Raw genomic sequence first — 20,455 nt, 5'->3', positions numbered from 1 at the left:
CTCAGTCCTCGATGGCCCGCCGCACCCGGCGCGACGGCCCGAACGCGTACAGGTCGAGGATCTCGGGCGTCTCGGCGAGGCCCGGTCCTCCGGCGCGTACCCAGGCCGCGATGTCGGCGGCCGCGTCCGGGGCGTTGACCAGCCCGAGCCAGACCGGGCGCCCGCCCGCGGCCCGTCCAGCCGTTGAGGGCTGTACGACGACGACGTTGGCCTGCTCGCAGGCGTCGAGGCAGTTCACTGCCCGGACCCGGGCGTTTGATGCCAGTTCGGTCTTGAGAGCGGCGAGTTGGGCGGCGTGGTCGACGCCGGGGATCTTGTCCGTGCCGCAGCAGCAGCCCCGGCACACGGTGACCGTGCACCGGGGCTCTGCCTGCGTGGAATCCTTGTGTCGGTGGCTCACTGGACTGCCCGTTTCCATGCCGCCTCGCGCAGCAGCCGCAGTCCGTTGAGGCCGACGATGACGGTGGACCCTTCGTGGCCGGCCACGCCGAGCGGGAGTGGCAGGGTGCCGATCAGGTCCCAGGCGACCAGGCAGGCGATGAAGACGCCCGCAATGATCAGATTCTGCGCGACCAGCTGGCGGGCCCTGCGGGACAGCGCGATCACGGCGGGGACCGTACGGAGTTCATCGCGGACGATCACCGCGTCGGCGGTCTCCAGCGCGAGGTCGGATCCTGCCCGGCCCATGGCGACGCCGGTGTGGGCGGCCGCCAGGGCAGGGGCGTCGTTGACGCCGTCGCCGACGACCATCACCCTGCGGCCTGCATCCTCCAGTTCCTTGACCACGTCGACCTTGTGCTGCGGCAGCAACCCTGCCCGCACGTCGCCAATGCCGACCTCGGCGGCCAGGCGGGCGGCGGCGCGGGGGTTGTCGCCGGTCAGCAGCACGGGCGCGGCCCCGGTGAGGGACGTCAGCGAGGCCACGGTCGCGGTGGCGTCGGCGCGCAGTCGGTCGGCAATGGCGAGCAGTCCGACAGGGGCGCCATCCACGGTGACAAGAACAGCGGTCCGGCCGCTGTCCTCCAGTTCGCGCGCGACGACGGCCGCCCGCGCGGAGTATGCGTCCGAGGATCCGTCCAGCAGCCGTGCCGGTGCGCCGACCGCGACCACCCGCCCGCCGACGGATGCGGTCACCCCGATCCCGGGCGTGGAGTCGAAGTCCTCCGCCACAGGGAGGTCGAGCCCGCGCTCGCGCGCTGCGTCCACGACGGCGCGGGCCAGCGGGTGCTCGCTCGGGTGCTCGGCTGCCGCCGCAAGAGTCAGCACCTCGTTCTCGTCCAGTCCCGATCCGGTGAGCGGGCGGGCATCCGTGACGCGCGGCGTGCCTTCGGTCAGCGTGCCGGTCTTGTCGAGCGCGACCGCGTCGGTCTCGCCGAGGCGCTCCATGACCACCGCGGACTTGACCAGCACACCGTGGCGTCCGGCGTTGGCGATCGCCGACAGCAGCGGCGGCATGGTGGCGAGGACGACCGCGCACGGCGAGGCGACGATCATGAAGGTCATCGCGCGCAGCAGTGAACTGGTCAGCTCCGCGCCGAAGGCGAGGGGGACGAGGAAGACGGCCAGGGTCGCGGCGACCATGCCGAGCGAGTAGCGCTGCTCGACCTTCTCGATGAACAGCTGGGTGGGCGCTTTGGTCTCGGACGCCTCCTCCACCATGCGCACGATCCGGGCGATCACCGAGTCGGAGGCGTCCCGCTCCACCCGCACCCGCAGCGCGCCGGTGCCGTTGAGGGTGCCGGCGAAGACCTCGTCGCCCACCTCCTTGGCGACCGGCAGCGGCTCGCCGGTGATGGTCGCCTGGTCGACGTCGCTCGCGCCGTCCAGGACGCGGCCGTCGGCGCCGACTCGCTCACCGGGCCTTACGAGAATGGTGTCTCCGACCGCGAGTTCCTCGACGGGGACGATCACTTCGCTTCCGTCGGTGTCGAGGCGGGTGGCCTTGGCGGGTGACAGGTCCAGCAGTCCTCGCACGGAGTCGGCCGTCCGCGCGGTGGCGAGCGCCTCCAGCGCGCCCGAAGTGGCGAAGATGACGATCAGCAGCGCGCCGTCCATCACCTGACCGATCGCCGCCGCCCCGAGTGCCGCCACGATCATCAACAGGTCGACGTCGAGGGTCTTGTCCTTCAGCGCCTGCAAGCCCGCCCACCCCGGCTCCCAGCCACCGGTCGCATACGACAGCGCGTACAGCGGTCCCCACGCCCACGCAGGGGCACCGGTCAGCTGCAGCGGGAGCGCGATCAGGAAGAGGATGGTGGCCGCAGCGGCCCAGCGCGCCTCGGGCAGGGCGAAGACCCGGGTGCAGCGGCGGGGTGCACCGCCTTCGCGCGGGGCCGCGGCCCGGTCTGTTGAGGGCGCGGTCAAGGTAGAGGGCATGGGAGACGAGGGTCCTTTACGACGGCATGACGAGATGGCAGCAGCCGGGACAAGCCCATGCCACCCCTCCACCGTACAGGAACACATGAAGACACATTCATGTCTTCATGTCCGTAGGATAACGGGCATGGGCCACGGAGCTGACGCCAACACCACCGCCACCGCACGCGAGCGCCTGGAATCGGTTGGTGCCGCCGACGTGGCCGCCACCCTCCAGGCCCTGGCCACACCTTCGCGGCTGAGGATCCTGGCCCGCCTGCAGGAGGGCCCGTGCGCAGCCACCGAACTGGCCGACGCCGTGGGCATGGAACAGTCCGCCTGTTCCCACCAGCTGCGCCTGCTGCGCAACCTCGGCCTGGTCACGGGTGAGCGTCAGGGCCGGTCGGTCATCTACGCGCTCTACGACAACCACGTCGCCGAACTCCTGGAGCAGGCCCTCTACCACGTCGAGCACCTACGGCTGGGGCTGCGCGACATCCCCGCGCCCGCGGTCGGCTGAGGTACCGGGGCCGAGCCCTCGTGGCCAGGCGTCCCCGGCACGTCGCCTCATCCCGGCACGGGGACCGGCTTCGGCGCCAGATACCCGGCACGGTGCAGTTGCCTGACGAGTCCCGCGCAGGCGAACCCGGTAGCGGCCAGCGCCGCCCATCTTCACCTTCCCAGCGTGCCCCGGTCCGGGAAGACGTGCCCACCGGCCCCCCATTACCGTTTTGGTGGCCCCGCAATGGGGCGCCCGGCCTCCGGAGTTGGCATGACTTTCTCCCCCTGTCGATCGCATGTCTTGGGGGGTGGTGTCACCGGCTCCGGAGGCATCGACAGACCGCTGATTAGGGGTAATGACCACCGGCCTTTTTGCAGGTCGGGAGGCTCTTCGTAATGTGGATGTGGCGATCGCTGCCGTGGGACGGCCGGGTGAGGACGACCGGAGGAAGCGCGTGATCGACATCAGCGACATCGGTGCCTTCCTCGGTCTGGACGTGGGCAAAGGCGAACACCACGCCACCGCCGTCACGCCGGCCGGGCGTCGTGGTCTCCCCCCGACTCGCCCGTCGCGCCAGGCCCGCCGTGGCGGTTTGTCTGTTCAGACCGCCACAACAACCCCCGTACATGTGATTCACCGGTGCCGAACGCGGTGAGGTGGTGCTCGGCGTCCGGGGTCTCTCGGTGGTGTGGGTCAGTCGAAGTATTCGGCAAGCGCATCGGAGCGCTTCTGTATCTGCTCGTCGTTGGTAACGAAGAACCTTGCGTCGTACCTGATAGCCGTGGCGACATGCATGACGTCGCGGGTGTGGTTGTCACGGTGGTTGTGGAGCCGGGCTTGATGACCCCTGAGCCGCCGATCTTGAGCTGGTGCGGCGGGACGAAGCTGGGCACCTGCCACTTCTGGTTGACCGTGCCGTCGCAGTCCCCGAGTTCCGCCGGGGTTCCGTTGGCGATGTCCGAGCCGGGGACGGTCAGGCAGCGGCCGGATGCCGGGTTGAGCAGGGAACCGTCGGTTCCGGGCTGCCAGGTCTGCGCGGGGGTGTCGTCGCAGTCGGTGAGGTTGGTCCTCCCGTTCGCGGTGGCGGTCAGGCACTTGTCGGACTGGCGGATCGTGGTCCTTGAGGAAGTCCGAGACGGCCGCGACCTCCTGACGTCGGCGTCGGTGAATCGGTACGGCTGTACGGGGTCGTCGGCCTCCACCAGACGCCCGATCGGAAGCACGACGAGGTTGGCCACATTACAGCCCGGTTCGAGTAGCACCCCGGGATACTGACAGCCCCAGAACCATGATCCGCGCCAGATTCACTCCCGCCGGTGACCTGCATCTTGGGCCGATTTAGTTCGGTCAACATGCCACCTGCCCTACGCCGACTGCGTCTGCCGCAGCGGCAGACGCACCGTGAAGGTGGCGCCTCTACCCAGGCCGAGGGAGGCGACGTTGATGTCACCGCCGTGGGCTCGGGCGATGCCGCGGGCAATGGTCAGGCCGATGCCGCTGCCGCCCGCGGGGGCTGGTCGTCCGGGGTGCTCGATGCGTTCGAAGCGGGCGAAGATTCGGGCCAGGTCGTGGTCGGTGATGCCGATCCCGGTGTCCTCGACGCGGATCTCGACGTGGGCCGTCGGGTCGGGGTTGGTGTGCACGGTGACCGATACCCGGCCTCCGGGGTCGCAGGCGACCAGGGCGTTGCCGAGGAGGTTGACCAGCACCTGGGTGATACGGCCCGGATCGAGCAGGGTGGTGACTTGCGGGCCGGGGGTCACGTGGAGCGCGACCTGACTGTCGTCGAACTGGGGGCGCAGCCGCTCGGCGGTGGCCTGGGCCAGCGCGGTCACGTCGGTGGGCGCGGGGTGCAGGGTGAAGGCGCTCTCTTCGACCAGGGAGAGGCTGGAGAGGTCGTCGGCGAGTCGCCGCAGCCGGGCGAGGTCGTCGGTCAGGGAGGCGAACATGGCGTCGTCGGGGGCGAAGATGCCGTCAGCGATGCCCTCGATCTGGCCGCTGAGGATGGTGATGGGGGTGCGCATCTCGTGGGCGATCTCGGAGACCAGGCGGGCACGGCGCCGTTCGGTGTCGGCGAGTGCGGCCGCCAGCCGGTTGACGTCCTCGACGAGGGCGGCGAGTCCCGGCTCGCGGGGTACGCCGAGGACGTCGCCGTAGTGTCCGTCGGCGAGGCGGTGGGTTGCGGCGCGGACCCGGCGCAGGGGCCGTAGCAGGAAGCGGGAGAACACGAGGGACAGGACGAGCGCCGCAGTCGCGCCGACGGTCAGCGCGGACCCGACCAGCGGGTCGAAGTCCACGTGCCCGGGGCGCCCGACGAGTCCGCGGCGGTCGAAGACGTCGAAGGTGTCGGCGGCGACGCTCATCGCCATGAGCGCCACGACCAGGACCGCCACGTGGGAGAGCGCCAGGCGGATGGTCAGCGGCAGGGGCGGCAGCCGCCGTACCAGCCGGTCTACGCGGGCCGGGAAGCGCAGCGTCATGTCGTCAGAGTCCTTTCGGCGACCGGGGTGGTCACGCGGCGGGGCGGGCGAGGAAGCGGTAGCCGATGGCGCGGACCGTGCCCACGAAGCGGGGCGCGCTCGCGTCGTCGCCCAGCGCGCGCCGCAAGGTGCGGATGTGGACGTCCACCACGCGTTCGTCGCCGAAGAAGTCGCGGCCCCATACGTGCTCGATCAGCCCGCGTCGGGTGAACACCCGGCCGGGAGTGCCGGCCAGGGCCACCAGCAGGTCGAAGTCGAGCGCGGAGAGCTCCACCGTACGATCGGTGCCGGCAGTGACCGTACGGGTGTCCGGGTCGATGACCAGTCCGTCGAAGCGCAGCGTCCGGTCCTCGGTGGCCTCGGGCGGGCCGTCCGCGCGCCGCAGGATGGCCCGTACCCGCAGGGCGAGTTCGCGCGGGCTGAACGGCTTGGTGACGTAGTCGTCGCTGCCCGCGGTGAAGCCGATGACCCGGTCCACCTCCTCAGCCCGGGCGGTGAGCAGGATCACCGGTACCTTGCTGGTCGCGCGGATCCGGCGCAGTACCGCGAACCCGTCGAGGCCGGGCATCATCACGTCGAGCACGACCAGATCGGGCTGCCCGGTGACGACCGCGGACAGGCCCGACGGGCCGTCCTGCGCCTCCACGACCTCGAAGCCGTCCGCCTCCAGATAGCCGCGCACCGTCATCCGGATCTTGGGCTCGTCGTCAACGATCAGAATGCGCTGCGTACTCATGCTGTTCTCTGTTCTCACGGGCCTTCGGGAGGCGCTGGGCGACCGTCGACCGCAGGTGTCCGGCCGCTTCCTGATAGAGGTCTTCGAAGGTGTCCAGGGTGCGTCCGATGTCGTGGTGGGCGACGATCTCGCGGCTGGCCTCGCCCATGCGGATACGGGCTTCAGTGTCACCCAGGACCGAACCGAGGGCCGAGGCCAGGGTCGGGACGTCGCCGGGCGGAAAGAGCAGTCCGTTGCGTCCGGGGTGCACCAGATGGGGCAGGGCCATGGCATCGGCGGCGACGACGGGCTTCCCGGCGGCCATGGCTTCCATGGTGACCAGGCTCTGCAGCTCGGCGGTGCCGGGCATGCAGAACACGTCGCAGCGGACGTAGGCGTCCAGGACGGCCTGGTCGCTGACCAGGCCGTGGAAGGTGACGCGGTCGGCGATGCCGAGTTCGAGGGCGAGTGCCTCCAGGTCGCGGCGGCAGGATCCGTCGCCCACGATCTCCGCGGTGACCCGGAGTTCTGCGGGCAGGAGCGGCAGGGCGCGCAGGAGCTCGTGCACGTTCTTCTCCGCGTCGAGCCGGCCCACGAACAGCACGCGCAGTCCCTCGTCCCCTCTCTTCGCCGTGGCCTGGGTGAATCGGTGCAGGTCGAGGCCGCACGACACGGCGCGGGCGGTGCTGCCCAGGCCGTGCTGGTGCAGCAGCTGTACGGCGCGGGGGGTGGGGGCGGTGACGATCTGGGCGCGACGGAAGACCCGCACGAAGTCGCTCCAGGCCAGTCGGCAGGCGGCGTCGGCGATCCGGTCGGGGATGCGGGTGTAGCCGATGAGGTTCTCCGGCATGAAGTGGTTGGTCGCCACCACCGATATGGACTTGCGGCGGGCGGCGGCGGTCAGCGTCCGGCCCACCGCGAAGTGGGACTGGACGTGGACCACGTCGGGTGCGACCCGGTCCAGCAGCCGGGTGACCGAGCCGCGGATCTGCCAGGGCAGGCTGATGCGGAAGGCGGGGTGGAACGGGGTGCGGTGGGAGGCGAGCCGGTGCACGGTCACCCCGTCGACCGTGGCGCGCTCGGGACCGGCGCCGGCAGAGGGACAGATCACGTGGACGTCGTGGCCTCGGCCGGCGAGCCCGATGGCCAGGCGGTGGGCGAAGTTCGCGGCGCCATTGACGTCGGGCGGATAGGTGTCCGCGCCGATGACGATCCGCTGCCGGGGGCTGCCGGGCATGTGGTGCTCCTATCAGGCAAAGGGGAGGGGAAGGGACGGAAGGGGGGAGGAATCAGGGGAAGGGGACGAGACGGTGGGCACATCACGCGAGAGACGGACGACTCCGCCGACCGCGAGGGCGGCACAGGCCAGACCCGCACCGGCGGTCAGCGGGGTCAGGCCGGGGGCCTCGCCGAGCAGGCCGACGCCGATGGCGACGGCGACCATCGGGTCCACGAGGGTGAGCGAGGCCACGGTGATCTCGGGCGGGCCCGAGGCGTGGGCGTGCTGCACGAGCCAGAAGCCCGCGAGGACCGCCACGGCGAGACCGGCGAGCGTGCCGAGCAGGCCCGCGGTCACACCCTGCGCGGCGTACTGCTCCGTCGCGGCCCGCGTCAGCAGCGAGGTGTAGCCGTACGCCGCGCCGCCGCCCATGCCCAGGACCAGGCACCGGCTGCGGCCATTGAACAGACGGCCGGACAGCAGGCAGACGGCCACCACGGCGCAGACCCCCGCACCCGCCTGGATCTGCGCCGCCGTGGTGACCGGGACGGACACGGTGACCAGGGCGGCGAGTACCGCGAACGAGCCTGCCCCGACGAGGATCGCCGCCAGCGCCCACGCAGTGCCGCGTCGCAGCCGGGCGCCCTGTGTCCTGAGCCCCCAGAGCACGCTCGCCACGATCCCGAGCACCCCGGCCGGCTGGACCACGGTCAGCGGGGCCAGCCGCAGCGCGTTGACGTGCAGGACCGCGCCCGCGGCGAAGAGCCCCAGCCCGGCCAGCCAGCGGGGCCGCCGGACCACGGTCGTCAAGGACGCCGGGCTCGCGGAGGCGGAGTGCTGCAGCCGGGTTCCGGCCGCGAAGCAGCACGAGTCCAGGACCGCCAGGACGCCGGCGAGCCAGGTCACTTCCGGCCCCGCTTCGCCCGCACCGCACCGGCCAGCACGAACAGCAGGCCCGCCTCCAGCCCGAGCGTCACCCGCTCGGCCAGTCCAAGCCGACCGGCGATGGACCGTGCCGCGGGGGTGGCCGGGGCCGTGGCACACAGGTGCGCGCAGAGGAAGCCGAAGCCGGCCGCCGTACTCGCCCAGGAGGTCCGGCGCAGGGACCGCGCCGTCGCCTCCCAACCGGGCAGCTCCCCGAGCTGCCGGGCGATCAGCAATCCGGCGGCCGGGAGCGCCGCCACGGCGCCGCCCGCGGCGTACCGGTGCACCATCCCGCGCGTGGAGGGGGCGCTGCCCTCCGGGTCGGTGGGGAAGACGGCGGTGAGGGCCATCCCGCCGCACCACGTCCCCAGCAGGGCGGTCTCCGCGGCTTTGAGCGGCAGCCCGGACCGGACGAGTCCGGCGAGCAGCGCCGTCGATCCCGCCGCGAGGCAGGCCACGGTTCCGGTGAAGACCAGCCCCGCGCCGTCGCTCAGCGCGTAGTCGCTCACCGTGTGCCGGACCGCATCCACCTGCTTCGCCCAGCCGACGTGCAGGGCGGCGGCGCCGAGCAGCGACCCGGCCAGCCCGGCATGCGCCGCGACGGCGAGTTTGCGTGTGAGGTGAGACCCGTCCATGCCCCGTAGGCAACCGGAGCATCGTGTGGCACCTACGAGTCCGTCCGTGAAGCTTTCATGAAGCGGAACGCCAACACTGCGGGTGCCGATAAATCATCCGTGCAGGTGGCAGCTTGGGCGCCGATCTCTGGGCGGCACCCGCTGCTCGTCCCGCGATCTTCACGGGACAGGTGCCGGGCGGCATCATGATCTGTCGTGCTGCTGCGCCTGACCTGCTTCGCCGTGACCAACACCTTCGCGCTCCTGCGCCTGCTGCCGATGAGCGATCGGGACAAAAGGCGTCGAGATCCTCGCGCTGCGGCACCAACTGCTGGTCCTGCAGCGCCAGGTCGGCCGGCCCAGGTTCACCGACACCGACCGCGCGGTCCTCGTCGGCCTGCTCCACCACCTCCCCATGGACAAGCTGCGGCACCTCCTGTTGCTGGTACGCCCGGACACGATCGTGCGCCGGCACCGCAACCTGCTCAAGCGACGCCACGCCGCGACCTGCGCGCCCAAGCGCCGCGGGCGCCCGCCCACCGTCCGCTCGATCCGCGCCCTCGTGCTGCGCCTGGCCCACGAGAACAGCTCGTGGGGGTACCGCCGCATCCACGGCGAGCTCGCGGCTCTCGGCATCAAGGTCGCCGCCTTTACGGTCTGGGAGATCCTCCGCGAGCACGGCATCCCGCCCGCGCCCGAACGGCAGAGCACGACCTGGGCCGACTTCCTGCGCAGCCAGGCCGACGCGCTGCTCGCCTGCGACCTGTTCGAGACCCGCACCCTGACCGGCGCGCGCCTGTACGTCTTCGCCGTCATCGAGCACGCCACCAGGCGCGTGCGGATCCTGGGCGCCACCGCGCACCCCGGCGCGCAGTGGATCGTGCAGCTGGGGCGTAACCTCGTCATGGACCTGCAGGACGCAGGCGGCCGGGCCAGGTTCCTGATCCGCGACCGGGACTCGAAGTTCACACAGGCCTTCGACGCCGTGCTCGCCGACGCCGGGCTGGAGGTCGTCACCAGCGGTGTCCGGATGCCCCGAATGAACTCCATCATGGAGCGCTGGACACAGACCTGCCGCAGGGAGCTGCTGGACCGCACCTTGATCTGGAACGAAAGCCACCTCCTGCACGTGCTCCAAGAGTTCGAATCGTTCTACAACGGGCATCGGCCGCACCGGCCCCTCGGCCAAGCCGCCCCGCTCCGCCCGCTACCTGAACCGATCACCGAACCAGGGCAGATCGCGTATCTGGAGGTCCACCGACGAGACCGGCTCGGCGGAACCCTGCATGAGTACCAGCATGCCGCCTGAGCAGGTCGGATGATTAATCGGCACCCGCAGAGTTCGCCGGACTGCTATGGGCGATGGTCCCCGCCTACGCCGCGCGCCTGGCCCCGGAGCGCAGCGGCAAGGCGATCGCCACCGCGCTGGCGGGCATGACCGTCGGGCTCTCGCTCGGCATTCCGGCCGGCACCGCGCTCGGCGGGCTCATCGGCTGGCGATGGACGTTCGGACTGCTCACCGTGCTGGCCCTCGCCCTGGCCGCCGCGGCACTCTGGCGCCTCCCCCAACTGCCCGGAGAGCGAGTGCGGCGCGGCGGAGGGCTGCTGGCCACGATCAGAACGCCCGGGATCGCCGCCATCAACACCGCCTCTATCGCGACAGTCCTCGGTTTCTACGTGCTCTACACCTACATCGCGCCCTTTGTGGAGCGGGCGGCACTGGACGTCAGCACCGGGACCGTGCTCTTCGTCTTCGGCCTCGGCTCCATGGGCGGCGTCTGGATCGCCGGAATCACTGCCGACCGCCGACTGCGCACTGCGACACTCGGCCTGCTGACCCTGGCCACCCTGTGTCTGGCGTCCCTCGGCCTGTTCGCGTACAGCACGGCGGCCGTTCTGCTTGGCGTACTCCTCTGGGGCGCGACCCACGGCGGCATCCCCACGCTGATGCAGACCGCAGGAGTCAGAGCGGCACCCCAGGACCCCGACACCGCCAACTCTCTGTGGGTCACCGGCTGGAACATCGGCATGGCCGGCGGATCGCTGCTCGGCGGCGTGGCCCTCACCGGTGCCGGAACCGGGGCACTGCCGTGGACGGCGTCCGCCCTACTCGCCGCGTCCGTCCTGACCGTCGCACTCGCGCGCCGCACCGGCCTTCCCCCGGCCAACTGAGCGCGTCCGGCCAACGCGCTGACCAGATGGGGCACATTCAGGGGACTGGCTTTGTTCACGAGAACCGACAGCATCTGGACACGAGATTGGGCAGCACCCGAAGCACTGCAGAAATCGAACAGTTCATGGCTTCGGGCAGCGCGGGCCCCTGCCAAGTTGGCAGGGGCCCGCGGCATGAACAACAGAGGAGCGCCGGGACCTGCCCCTAGATGAGCAGCATTCTGGCCAACACGGCTTACCGTCGGCTGGTGGCCTGGGGGCCCGGCCTTACTTCAGGTGTCGGGCGAGGAACTGGGCCGCGGCGTCCCCCGCGAACTGCGGGACGCCGGTGTGCCCGCCCATATTGGCGTGCAGCGTCTTCTCCTCGGAACCGAAGGCGTCGAACAGGTCCAGGGCCGCCTGCCGGTCGTTCCCTTCGTCGTCCCACTGCAGTAGGACGTGCAGCGGAATGGTGACTTGGCGGGCCTCCTCGAACATGGCGCGAGGGACGAAACTTCCGGCGAACAGAACGGCGGCCGAGATGCGCGGCTCGACCACCGCCAGTCGGGTCCCGATGGAGATCACTCCCCCCGAGTACCCGACCGGGCCGCCGATCTCGGGCAGCGACAGGAGGGCGTCCAGGGCGGCCTGCCATTCCGGGACGGACTTTTCGACGAGCGGGAGGATGAGGGCGTCGATGATCTCGTCGCCGACCGGCTCGCCGGCCTTCATCGCCCTGCGCAGGTCGGCGCGGGCCTGCTCGACGGCGGCCCAACGGGGCCGGTCACCGCTTCCGGGGAGCTCGATGGTGGCCGCGGCGAAGCCATCCGCTGCGGCGTGCCGGGCCCGTCCCGCCAGCCGGGGGTACATCTTGTGCAGTCCGAGCGGGGGGTGGCCGAGCAGGATCAGCGGCACCGGTGCGGATGCAGATGCGGATGCGGGCATCCACAGGATGCCGGGGATCTCGCCGAGGGTGAATTCGCGCTCGAGGACGCCGCCATCGAGACGCTGTTCAGAAGTGAAGTGCATGGTCGTGCCTTTCGGGAGTGCCCTTGAACGGCGCTCCCGGACGACCTATCGCCCGACCGTGACCCCGGAGGAGAGCACCCATGTGAATACGTTCACGGGTACCACCTCCTCGTTCTCTCGCACGGCCTCCGGAAAAGTAGCAGTGGCCGCCGTGGTCCGCCAAACGGATTCTTGCGCGGGCTCCCTGGCCGGACGCCAAGGAGTCTGAACACTACGCAGAGCTACTTGAGGCCTCATCGCGGCTTCCCGAGGCGAGGCCCAGCGACGGCGGGGCGCGCTGGGGGCGCTGTCGTTTCTCATGAACATCGAACACGACGTGCCGCCGACGCCTCCCAATCTCATCCCAAATTCCTTGCGTGGATACCCCGTGCTTCAGCTCGGGGAGGAAACGCATCCTTGGCCCGTAGCCGCGAAGCGGCGGAGTCCGGGTGCGTATCCGTTCTGGCCGTTCGGTGTTCACGAACGGATCTGATAGTTTGTGAGATGTGAAGACCGAGCTGGTGAAGCGGGCGTTCAAGTACCGTTTCCACCCCACGAACGAGCAGGCAGCGGAGCTGTCGCGCACGTTCGGGTGTGTCCGCAAGGTCTACAACCTGGCGTTGGAAGCCCGCACGGTGGCGTGGTTCCAGCGTCAGGAGCGGGTGAACTACAACGCCACCTCGGCGATGCTGACGCAGTGGAAGAAGACCGACGAGCTGGCCTTCCTGTCCGAGGTGTCGTCGGTGCCGTTGCAGCAGACGCTGCGGCATCTGCAAGGGGCGTTCTCGAACTTCTTCGAGGGCCGGGCGAAGTATCCCCGGTTCAAGTCGAAGAAGAAGACCCGCCGCTCCGCCGAGTACACCAAGTCGGCGTTCACGTACCGCGACGGTGTGCTGACGCTCGCGAAAATGAGGAACCCGCTCGCGATCGTGTGGTCCCGGCCGCTCCCGGCGGGGGCGGAGCCGTCCATGGTGACCGTGTCCCAGGACAGCGCGGGCCGCTGGTTCGTGTCCATGCTGTGTGAGGACGCGTCCGTCAAGCCCCTGTCGAGGCTGGATACGGCGGTCGGGATCGATGCCGGAATCACCAGCCTCGTGACGCTGTCCACCGGGGAGAAGGTCACCAACCCACGCCATGAACGCCAAGACCGTGCACGCCTGGCCAGGGCGCAGCGGGTCCTGGCGAAGAAGGAGGAGGGCTCCCGCAACCGGGACAAGGCCCGCGTCAAGGTCGCCAAGGTGCATGCCCGGATCGCCGACCGGCGCCGGGACTTCCTGCACCAGCTCACCACTCGGCTCGTTCGTGAGAACCAAACGATCGTGATCGAGGACCTGAGCGTCCGCAACATGGTCAGGAACAGGAGTCTCGCCCGCGCCATCTCGGACGCGGCCTGGACCGACATGCGCTCGATGCTGGAGTACAAGTGCACCTGGTACGGAAGGAACCTGGTCGCCGTCGACCGTTGGTTCCCCTCCACCAGACTGTGCTCCGCGTGCGGCACCATCCGGGAGAAACTGCCGTTGAACGTCCGCGCGTGGACGTGCGACTGCGGCACCACGCATGACCGCGATGTGAACGCGGCACGCAACATTCTGGCCGCCGGGCTGGCGGTTACGGCCTGTGGAGCGGGTGTAAGACCTCAACGGGAGTCCTCCCGGACGGGGCAACTTGCTGCGAAGCAGGAAACCTTCACTGCGAAGTGAGGAATCCCCCTCGTTCACGACTCCGTTGGGAAATCCGCGAATCGGCTGACGGTCAGGCGGTCAGGTCAAGTGCGGCGAGATGTGTGGTTCTGGTCTTGCCGATGGGTGTGTCGTCGAGCCAGGCGTCGAGGCGGATGATGTTGATCGCCGTGGCGGCGAGGACGTTGCCGAGGTGAGTCTTGGGCAGGCCGGTGTAGCGGGTCCGGCGGATGCCGGTGCGCCGCACTGCCTGGGAGATCGTGCCCTCCACGCCGGCGCGGATGTTGTAACGCTGCTGCCACTCGTCGGTCAGCTGCTCGCGGCGCCGCGCTTCCAGCGCCTCCTGCTGGTCTTGGGGGAGCAGGGTCAGGCTGCGGCCCCATTTGCCGTTCGCTGCCTTGGTGCACTTCTCGCGCACGGGGCAGTTCCCGCAGTCCTGGGCGGTGAAGTGCACCCGCGCGATGGGAGTTCCGCTGCTTTTTCGCTGGTCGGACCAGCTGGCGCTGATCTTGCCCTGGGGGCAGGTGACCTTCTTGGTCTGCCAGTCGATCGTGAAGGCGCTCTGCGTGAAGTGCTCGCCTTCGTGGTTCTCGTGGCAGGTGTCCAGTCCGACCGGCCCCACCAGCTCGATCCCGTACTCGTCCCGGGCGGTGACGATGTGCGCGGCGGTGACATAGCCGGCGTCCACGTCGTGCTCGCCTGGAAGTAACTTCCGTGCGGCCAGGCCTTGGTGGACCACGTCGGTCAGCTCGGTGTCGGCGACCGTCGCATCCGTGGTCACCACGTGGGTGATCAGATGTGGGACATCGGGTTCGCAGGTCTCGCTCAGGTGCGTCTTGTAGCCGCACCAGCCCGATCCCCGCTTCACGCCGTAGCGGGCGTCCGGGTCGTAGGGCGAGGACAGTCGGCGTCTGCCCGGCGGGAGGTCCTTGCCCTCCCGCCAGTGCACCCCCTCGCCATCACGGTGGTACTGCTCGACCCAGGCCCGGCGCAGGACCTGGACGGCGGGGATCTCCCGCAGCCAGTCCGGAGAGCCGGGAGCGAAGGCGGCCTCAAGGATCGTGAAGCCGTCACGGCCTACCTGTTCGGCCCACTCCTGGCGCACGTTCTCCCCCTTGGGGAAGCGGTAGGAGTCGATCCGGGCGCCGTATCGTCTGACCCAGTTTTCGGTGACCAGCGCGGACAGCCACTGCGGGGCCGCCGCTGACAGGGCCTCCAGCGCAGCCCGCAGGGTCTCGCCCACGAACTCCATCCGGTTCAACGTCCGCACCGCCGCGAGCACGTGGGTGGAGTCGGTCCGCTGACGGCCCCCCGCGCGCAGCAGCCCGAGCCCGGAGATGCGCTCAAGGATCAGGTCCAGGACCTTCTCCTCCAGACCGTGCTCGAGCAGCCGGGCACGGAAGTCGCAAAGGACGGAGAAGTCGAACCCCGGGTCGTCCAGCTCAAGACCGAGGAGGAACTTCCAGTCCATCCGGGCCCGGACCTGGTCAGCGGCCTGCCGGTCGGTGAGCCCCTCGGCATACTGCAGCACCGACACCAGCGCCAATGCCCCAGGCGAGACCGCCGGCCGCCCCCGTCCGGGGAACGCCTCGGCGAAGGACTCGTCCTCGAACAGCGGACCGAGCGCCTCACGAACACGGACCGCAAGCGTCCCCTTCGGGAACGAAGCCCGCACCACCCGCGCAGTCAGCTCCGGCACTCCACGATCAGCCCGCGGCTCCAGCGACATCCAGCCCCACCCTCGATCGGCGAACAGGCCGATCATGGCAGCCCGGCACACTCGGCATCACCGGTTTACGGATTTCCCAACGGAGTCGTTCACGAGGGGGAGGATGTCAAGTACTAGTGCTGTCGGTTCTCGTGAGATAAGCCAGTGGCCCACACGCGCGCGCCCCCATGCGTGCCAAGTATCCCCGCAAGGCCCCCGTGTTGAGGGCTCTGGTGTAAATGGCCCCCGAACGGGAACGAGCCCCGGCCGCCACACCGGCCGACGCTCCGCGAGAAGGCGTCGCATCCTGATCCCCGCAGTGGACGAGGGAGCCGTCAAGCCCTGGCGGAAGCTGCTGCGCGGGTTGGGCGAGTCCCAGCACGGGGCGCTCAGCTGCCTGGGGGGACTGGCTCGAGGCGGGCGCCTCCTACGAAAGCTTCTCGGGACAGAGCTCAACCGCATCGACCCCCACCGGTTCCCCGGCTGGGGCTTCCACTGGCAGAGCAACTACCACGTTGCCGCGCACCGCTACCGCCCTATTCCGCCCGGCCCGCTGCCTGGAACCGCCTGTGCCCAGGCGTCCACTCACCTGGGCGCTGCGGCCTTCCTCGCGGCCAAGGCCCGTTCCCGATGAGGGCTCTTCGCCTCCCCACCCGTCCCGTCGCTGTAGCGGACGGTGCACCGCTGCCCCGGCTGGGCCGAGCACTGCGTACAAGAAATATTGATCCAGGCAGTCGCCGGGTCGGCACCGGGAGCGATGCGGCCGACTACCGGCGGCGTCAGATCCTGCTGCCGGGGCGGACGCCTGGGCCGCTCCGTCGTAGCCGTCGGATCGCACGACGCGTGCACCGGCTTCCCCCGCGTACCGCGTGCCCGGCTGTACACGGTCGGGGACTCCGTCGTCGGGTCACCGCACATCGCGCAGATCAACGGTCCTCGCTTGGGCCGCGGTCCCTCAGTGGCCTGCGGTTTCCGCGCGGGAGCGGTCTCTGCCGCGCCGTCCGCGCGAGTCACCGTGACCGCTGAGGCCGGCGGGATGCTGTAAGAGCGAAGCCGGGGAGCGGCGGTATGCGTCTGCCCCTTGCGCCCGCCCCGACCGATACGTCGAGTCATGCGCAGAGCCTAGAGCTCCACGCAGCCTGCCGCGCCCGCCTCTGGTGCTGGCACCACCGAGCCTCGTCACAGGCGCCGCTGCGCCTGCCGTGCTGGGGTCAGTCGGGGAGGGGGATGCCGAGGGCGGCGGCGCGGGCCTGGACGGAAGTGGGTGTCTCGCCGCCTCGGAGCCGTCGGCAGCGGATCTGCTCCCGGCTCGCCGCTGCGGCCAGGAACGCCGAACCGAGGTGGCGGCCGGTCGCGGTGTCGAAGACTTCGATGGTGTCGTCGTGGTGAGGCAGGTGCCGTACCGAGACTTTGGTGCCGGTACGGCCGTTCATCCAGGGACCGCCGCCACCGCACACCGCTGGTACTGATCGTGTACGTACGGCCGTCGTCTTCCAGGGCGAACGTCGCAAGCTGCCCGGCGGAGGCGCCGACTGGCGGGGAGCGTCATTCCAACTGTGCTGTATTCGAAACCGCCGGTGGTGTCGGCAAGGTGTCAGGGGCAAGCGCTATGGTGCGTGGCCGTGGACGCTACTGATCTTGACTACCGGGCCCAGACACGGTCCGGCTGCATCCCGCCGGAGCTGGTCTTGCGGCTGCTCGAGCGCGGCCACGTCGACGTGGTGGAGCTGCAGGCCGGACGCGGGGAGTGGTTCTGCGCGCTGGCGTGGGCGAGGTTGCTGGGTGAGCAGGGCCGGCAGGCCGACGCGTTGGAGCTGCTCGCCCCGTATCTAGCAACCGGCTGGTGGACGGCCGTCGTAGCCGCGGCCGAGCTGCTGGAGCGCTGGGGCCGCGTCGACGAGGCGATCGAGATCACCCGGGTCCGCATGGAGGCCGGGCACCCAATGGCGCTGGAGTCCTACACCCGCCTACTCGCCCGGCACGGCCGTGCCGAGAAGGCGTTCGCCCTGCTGCGCCCGCACATCGGCGAGCTATCCCTCGCCGAGGCACTGGTCGACATCGCGGCCGCTGCCGGCCGCGACGAGGAAGCCGCCGCGCTGCTCGCCGCCCGGACCGAGCACCAGTGTTCCGACTTCCCGTGGTGCTGCCGAGGCCTCGATCGCGACACGGCGATCGGGCTGCTCGCCACGATCCGCGAGCGCCAGGGCCGCACCGACGAGGCGATCGCCCTGCTGCGCACCGGCAGCACCAACGGTGAGCAACTGGCCGCGCTGCTGGCACGGCACGGCCGGCTCGGCGAGCTGCGGGCAGCTGCGGCGACTGATGACTCGCGGTACGCCGTACAACGGCTCGCGAGGTTGCTGGAGGAGCGCGGCGACGTGGAGGGGGCGATCGCGGCATACCGGCAGGCCGACGGACCCGTGGCCCACGACCCCAACTCGGCTTGCGAGCTCGCGCAGCTCCTGGCCCGGCACGGCCGGGGGAATGAAGCGATCAACGTGATGCGCGTCCAGGCCGACGCCCGCAACGGGGACGACTGGATCCTCCATACTCTGTCCGACCTGTACCTCGACCAGGGCCGCCCCGAGGACGGCCTTGCGCACCTCGACGCCCTCGCCGCCGCCCGCGGGGGCGAGGAGGAGTGGGACCTGTACTGGATACGGCTGCCGCTGATCGCCGCCCGCGACGGCGTCGACGAAGCGATCGCACAGGCCCGCTCCCATCTCGAGGGCGCCACCTCGTACGCGGCGCCGCACATCGCCGAGCTGCTCGCCGGCGCCGGACGCACCGAGGAGGCCGTCGCCGTCCTCGAACAGCACGCCTCCACGAACAGCCATGACCTGGCCGGCTACCTCATCGACCTCGGCCGCGTCGAGGACGCCCTGGCCGTCCTCCAGCGGCGCACCCCCCGGCCGCCCGAGCTGTCGGACGGCACCTGGCGCGACGATCCCCCGTTCTGAGGCCCTCGATGGCCTTGTACGCGAAGGACCCGCGCTGCACCGCCATGGCCGAAGCCCTCGTGCCCCTGCTGCGCCGCAACTGCCCGGAAGGCGCCGGTGGATTCGGCGGCTCGTACCAGGTGAACCTGGATGACGAGGAGGCCGTCGGATTGGGCGGGGTGGAACTGATCCGGGCCGCGATGCGTAAAGCGGCCTGGCAGCTCGACTGGAAGGTCACCACGATCGGGATGATCGGCACCCGACACGGCACCATGGTCGTCGTTCGCCTGAGACGGGACACCAACCAAGCAGCGCCGGATGGCCCGATGTCCCATCTCATTCGATCTTGCCGTCCCTTGATGCTGCGACCTGTACGTATGCAACGGCTTGTGAGACGGATTCAGCCGGTGTTCTCAGGTGACGTTGTCTCCCGGGTTTCCTCAGTCTTGTCTCACTCAATGTTGCCGGTGAGTGAGGTAGCCAACCTGGCCGTCCAACAGGAAGCTCACCGACTCGCGGAGATCCTCAGACTCGCGGTAGTGCACGCCAGTCATTCCCAGCGCGGCTGCGGCGTCGACGTTCTCCCGTCGGTCATCGACGAAGAGGCACCGGTCCATCGCGACGCCCGCTCGTTCAGCCGCGATCTCGTAGATCTTGCGGTCCGGCTTGGCTACCCCCACCCGGGCGCTGCTGACGACATGGTCTGCGAAGTCCTCCAGTCCCAACGACGCCAGGTCGTTCTCCAACTCCAGGGTCGCGTTCGTTACCAGGACCAGGGGCATGTGTGCCCGCACCCGACGAAGCAGGGCCACCACCACTTCGTCGGCCCAGAACGGCGCTTGAGCAAGTGCCATTCCCAGCTCACGCGCCTGCGCCTGCGACACCTGGGCGCTCTGGGGCAGGCCGGGGCGCATCCGCTGGGCGGCGGAGAGGTGGGCCCGGACCAGGGTCCGCAGTCCGATGCCGGCCTCCGCGGCCCGCTCCCCGAGCGAACCCAGGGCTTCGCGCTCCTCCCGGGTGAGCCTGCGGCGGGTCGCGCACACACCCGCCAGGATCTCGGCGTACCCCTCCAGTTACTCCTCGGCCGGCTCCCTCTCCGTTACGGTCCCTCCCCGATTACTGACGCGTCGCTGACGAGTTCTTGACGCGCGGGGACCAAGACTGGCACGCCGTCCGTCAGGGTTCGCGCCCGGCATCAAGACGACGTCAAAGACTGCCGGGCAGCGGCAATGCCTAGGGCCGTGGTCCTGCTTCAGGATGGCCCCACCGGAGGCAGGGGCGTGGGCCTGATGCTGGAAGACGGAAACCGCGACGGGACAGGGGGAGCGATGGGGCGGCCACGATGATCACATAGGCCGTCGCCGAGACGGGTAACCGGCCAAGGTGCAACGCCGCTTCCGTGTCGACGCGTCGAACGTCGACGGCGTGGAACCTGAGGGTCAGCTTCTGAACGGCGCCGTCAGGCGCTGCCCGCCGCGGGGGAGCGGACAAAAGAGGTTCCGGTGCCGACAAACGGGGGGAGTTGACGGCACCGGACCCACATCCACCAGGGTACAAGGAGCGGAACCGAGTAAGCGCCGGAAGCAACCAGCACCCGTACACGGTGCTGCACAACCGGCTCGCCGCGCAGGCCAGGCGTGCCGGGGACCTCGACGAGGTCGGGATCGAGGCTTTGGGCTCCGGCGAGCTGAGTCTCACCGGCACCAGCCGTATCCGCACCGAGCGCACCTGCATGCCCCAGGACGTAGTCGCTGGCGGTGACCAGGTGCTGCCCAGGCTCCTGCGGCGCGACGGACCCGCGCCACCTGCGCACACGTCCCACCGGACGGCATGCGTCGCGGTCCGACGGTGCAGCCGCGCCCGCGCACCGCCAGAACTAACGCAGGAAGAGGGGAACCAGCATGGCCAAGTCTGTGCACGCGGCGATCGGAGAGCACCCGATCCACTGCCTGATGTGCGACAACGACACGTTCCGCAAGCGGGAGGTCAAGCTGAACAGCACGGGGATGGAGCTCTTCGACCTGGCCTGGGCGAACGAGTCGGCGACCGGCCTGATCTGCCAGTCGTGCGGCTACGTCCACCTGTTCGTCAACCGTGACCTCCGGTTCAACCGGGCCCGTGGGTGATGTGGACGGACAACGGAATGACCTCAAGGGCA

General features: G+C 70.0%; 18 protein-coding genes and 1 pseudogene. 7 read left to right on the top strand and 12 right to left on the bottom strand.

Going from position 1 to position 20,455, the window contains the following annotated elements:
* Position 1 precedes the first annotated feature (1 nt).
* A complete protein-coding gene (locus OG972_RS42300; RefSeq protein WP_266991624.1) occupies positions 2–418 on the bottom strand; it encodes a (2Fe-2S) ferredoxin domain-containing protein in 417 nt (138 codons plus the stop codon).
* A complete protein-coding gene (locus OG972_RS42295; protein WP_266991622.1) occupies positions 397–2,376 on the bottom strand; it encodes a heavy metal translocating P-type ATPase in 1,980 nt (659 codons plus the stop codon). Before OG972_RS42295 ends, OG972_RS42300 begins: the two co-directional genes overlap by 22 nt.
* A gap of 127 nt (positions 2,377–2,503) precedes the next feature.
* Between OG972_RS42295 and OG972_RS42290 the strand changes: the two genes are divergently transcribed.
* On the top strand, positions 2,504–2,875 hold the full coding sequence (locus tag OG972_RS42290; RefSeq protein ID WP_266991620.1) for a helix-turn-helix transcriptional regulator: 372 nt from the start codon (positions 2,504–2,506) through the stop codon (positions 2,873–2,875).
* Between the two features lie 509 nt (positions 2,876–3,384).
* On the opposite strand, the gene OG972_RS49705 is transcribed toward OG972_RS42290, so the two are convergent.
* From OG972_RS49705 to OG972_RS42265, 6 genes are all read right to left on the bottom strand, one after another.
* Complete coding sequence (locus tag OG972_RS49705) at positions 3,385–4,059, bottom strand: RICIN domain-containing protein (protein ID WP_353961665.1); 675 nt, start codon at positions 4,057–4,059, stop codon at positions 3,385–3,387.
* Positions 4,060–4,221: 162 nt separating this feature from the next.
* Positions 4,222–5,337 carry a cell wall metabolism sensor histidine kinase WalK gene (locus tag OG972_RS42285; protein WP_266991618.1) on the bottom strand — a complete coding sequence of 372 codons (1,116 nt, stop codon included), beginning with the start codon at positions 5,335–5,337 and terminating at the stop codon, positions 4,222–4,224.
* A 31-nt stretch (positions 5,338–5,368) separates the two neighbouring features.
* Positions 5,369–6,073 (bottom strand): response regulator transcription factor, encoded by a 705-nt coding sequence (locus OG972_RS42280; protein WP_266991616.1) that lies wholly within the window; start codon positions 6,071–6,073, stop codon positions 5,369–5,371.
* Entirely contained in the window at positions 6,045–7,289 is a 1,245-nt protein-coding gene (locus OG972_RS42275) for a glycosyltransferase (RefSeq protein WP_266991614.1), read from the bottom strand. Before OG972_RS42275 ends, OG972_RS42280 begins: the two co-directional genes overlap by 29 nt.
* A gap of 12 nt (positions 7,290–7,301) precedes the next feature.
* Complete coding sequence (locus OG972_RS42270; RefSeq protein WP_266991612.1) at positions 7,302–8,177, bottom strand: hypothetical protein; 876 nt, start codon at positions 8,175–8,177, stop codon at positions 7,302–7,304.
* A complete protein-coding gene (locus OG972_RS42265) occupies positions 8,174–8,830 on the bottom strand; it encodes a DUF998 domain-containing protein (protein WP_266991610.1) in 657 nt (218 codons plus the stop codon). The genes OG972_RS42270 and OG972_RS42265 overlap by 4 nt, the downstream gene beginning before the upstream one ends.
* A gap of 195 nt (positions 8,831–9,025) precedes the next feature.
* Here OG972_RS42265 and OG972_RS42260 point away from each other — a divergent pair.
* Both OG972_RS42260 and OG972_RS42255 read left to right on the top strand, forming a co-directional pair.
* Positions 9,026–10,118: pseudogene (locus tag OG972_RS42260) on the top strand (integrase core domain-containing protein).
* A 41-nt stretch (positions 10,119–10,159) separates the two neighbouring features.
* Positions 10,160–10,981 carry an MFS transporter gene (locus tag OG972_RS42255; protein ID WP_266992952.1) on the top strand — a complete coding sequence of 274 codons (822 nt, stop codon included), beginning with the start codon at positions 10,160–10,162 and terminating at the stop codon, positions 10,979–10,981.
* Between the two features lie 267 nt (positions 10,982–11,248).
* On the opposite strand, the gene OG972_RS42250 is transcribed toward OG972_RS42255, so the two are convergent.
* Positions 11,249–11,989: an alpha/beta hydrolase gene (locus OG972_RS42250; protein ID WP_266991608.1), complete on the bottom strand. Its 741-nt coding sequence runs from the start codon at positions 11,987–11,989 to the stop codon at positions 11,249–11,251.
* A 485-nt stretch (positions 11,990–12,474) separates the two neighbouring features.
* Between OG972_RS42250 and OG972_RS42245 the strand changes: the two genes are divergently transcribed.
* A complete protein-coding gene (locus tag OG972_RS42245; protein WP_266988933.1) occupies positions 12,475–13,671 on the top strand; it encodes an RNA-guided endonuclease TnpB family protein in 1,197 nt (398 codons plus the stop codon).
* Positions 13,672–13,723: 52 nt separating this feature from the next.
* On the opposite strand, the gene OG972_RS42240 is transcribed toward OG972_RS42245, so the two are convergent.
* Positions 13,724–15,379, bottom strand: coding sequence for an IS1182 family transposase (locus OG972_RS42240; protein WP_266991537.1), 1,656 nt, complete (start codon positions 15,377–15,379; stop codon positions 13,724–13,726).
* 298 nt (positions 15,380–15,677) lie between these two features.
* Here OG972_RS42240 and OG972_RS42235 point away from each other — a divergent pair, with 298 nt between their 5' ends.
* Positions 15,678–15,992: a hypothetical protein gene (locus OG972_RS42235; protein ID WP_266991606.1), complete on the top strand. Its 315-nt coding sequence runs from the start codon at positions 15,678–15,680 to the stop codon at positions 15,990–15,992.
* Between the two features lie 577 nt (positions 15,993–16,569).
* On the opposite strand, the gene OG972_RS42230 is transcribed toward OG972_RS42235, so the two are convergent.
* Positions 16,570–16,791 carry a hypothetical protein gene (locus OG972_RS42230; RefSeq protein WP_266991604.1) on the bottom strand — a complete coding sequence of 74 codons (222 nt, stop codon included), beginning with the start codon at positions 16,789–16,791 and terminating at the stop codon, positions 16,570–16,572.
* 189 nt (positions 16,792–16,980) lie between these two features.
* On the opposite strand from OG972_RS42230, the gene OG972_RS42225 reads away from it, so the two are divergent.
* Positions 16,981–18,318, top strand: coding sequence for a lipopolysaccharide assembly protein LapB (locus OG972_RS42225; RefSeq protein ID WP_266991603.1), 1,338 nt, complete (start codon positions 16,981–16,983; stop codon positions 18,316–18,318).
* Between the two features lie 434 nt (positions 18,319–18,752).
* Here the strand turns inward: OG972_RS42225 and OG972_RS42220 are convergent, their stop codons facing one another.
* Positions 18,753–19,340, bottom strand: coding sequence for an HAD family hydrolase (locus tag OG972_RS42220; RefSeq protein WP_266991601.1), 588 nt, complete (start codon positions 19,338–19,340; stop codon positions 18,753–18,755).
* A gap of 858 nt (positions 19,341–20,198) precedes the next feature.
* Between OG972_RS42220 and OG972_RS42215 the strand changes: the two genes are divergently transcribed.
* Positions 20,199–20,423: a zinc ribbon domain-containing protein gene (locus tag OG972_RS42215; RefSeq protein ID WP_266991599.1), complete on the top strand. Its 225-nt coding sequence runs from the start codon at positions 20,199–20,201 to the stop codon at positions 20,421–20,423.
* Positions 20,424–20,455: the final 32 nt, after the last annotated feature.

The organism is Streptomyces sp. NBC_01669, assembly GCF_026339735.1.
Classification (GTDB): Bacteria; Actinomycetota; Actinomycetes; order Streptomycetales; family Streptomycetaceae; genus Streptomyces; species Streptomyces yanii.
Note: the sequence above shows the minus strand (reverse complement) of the source record. Positions and strands in the feature narration are given on the sequence as shown.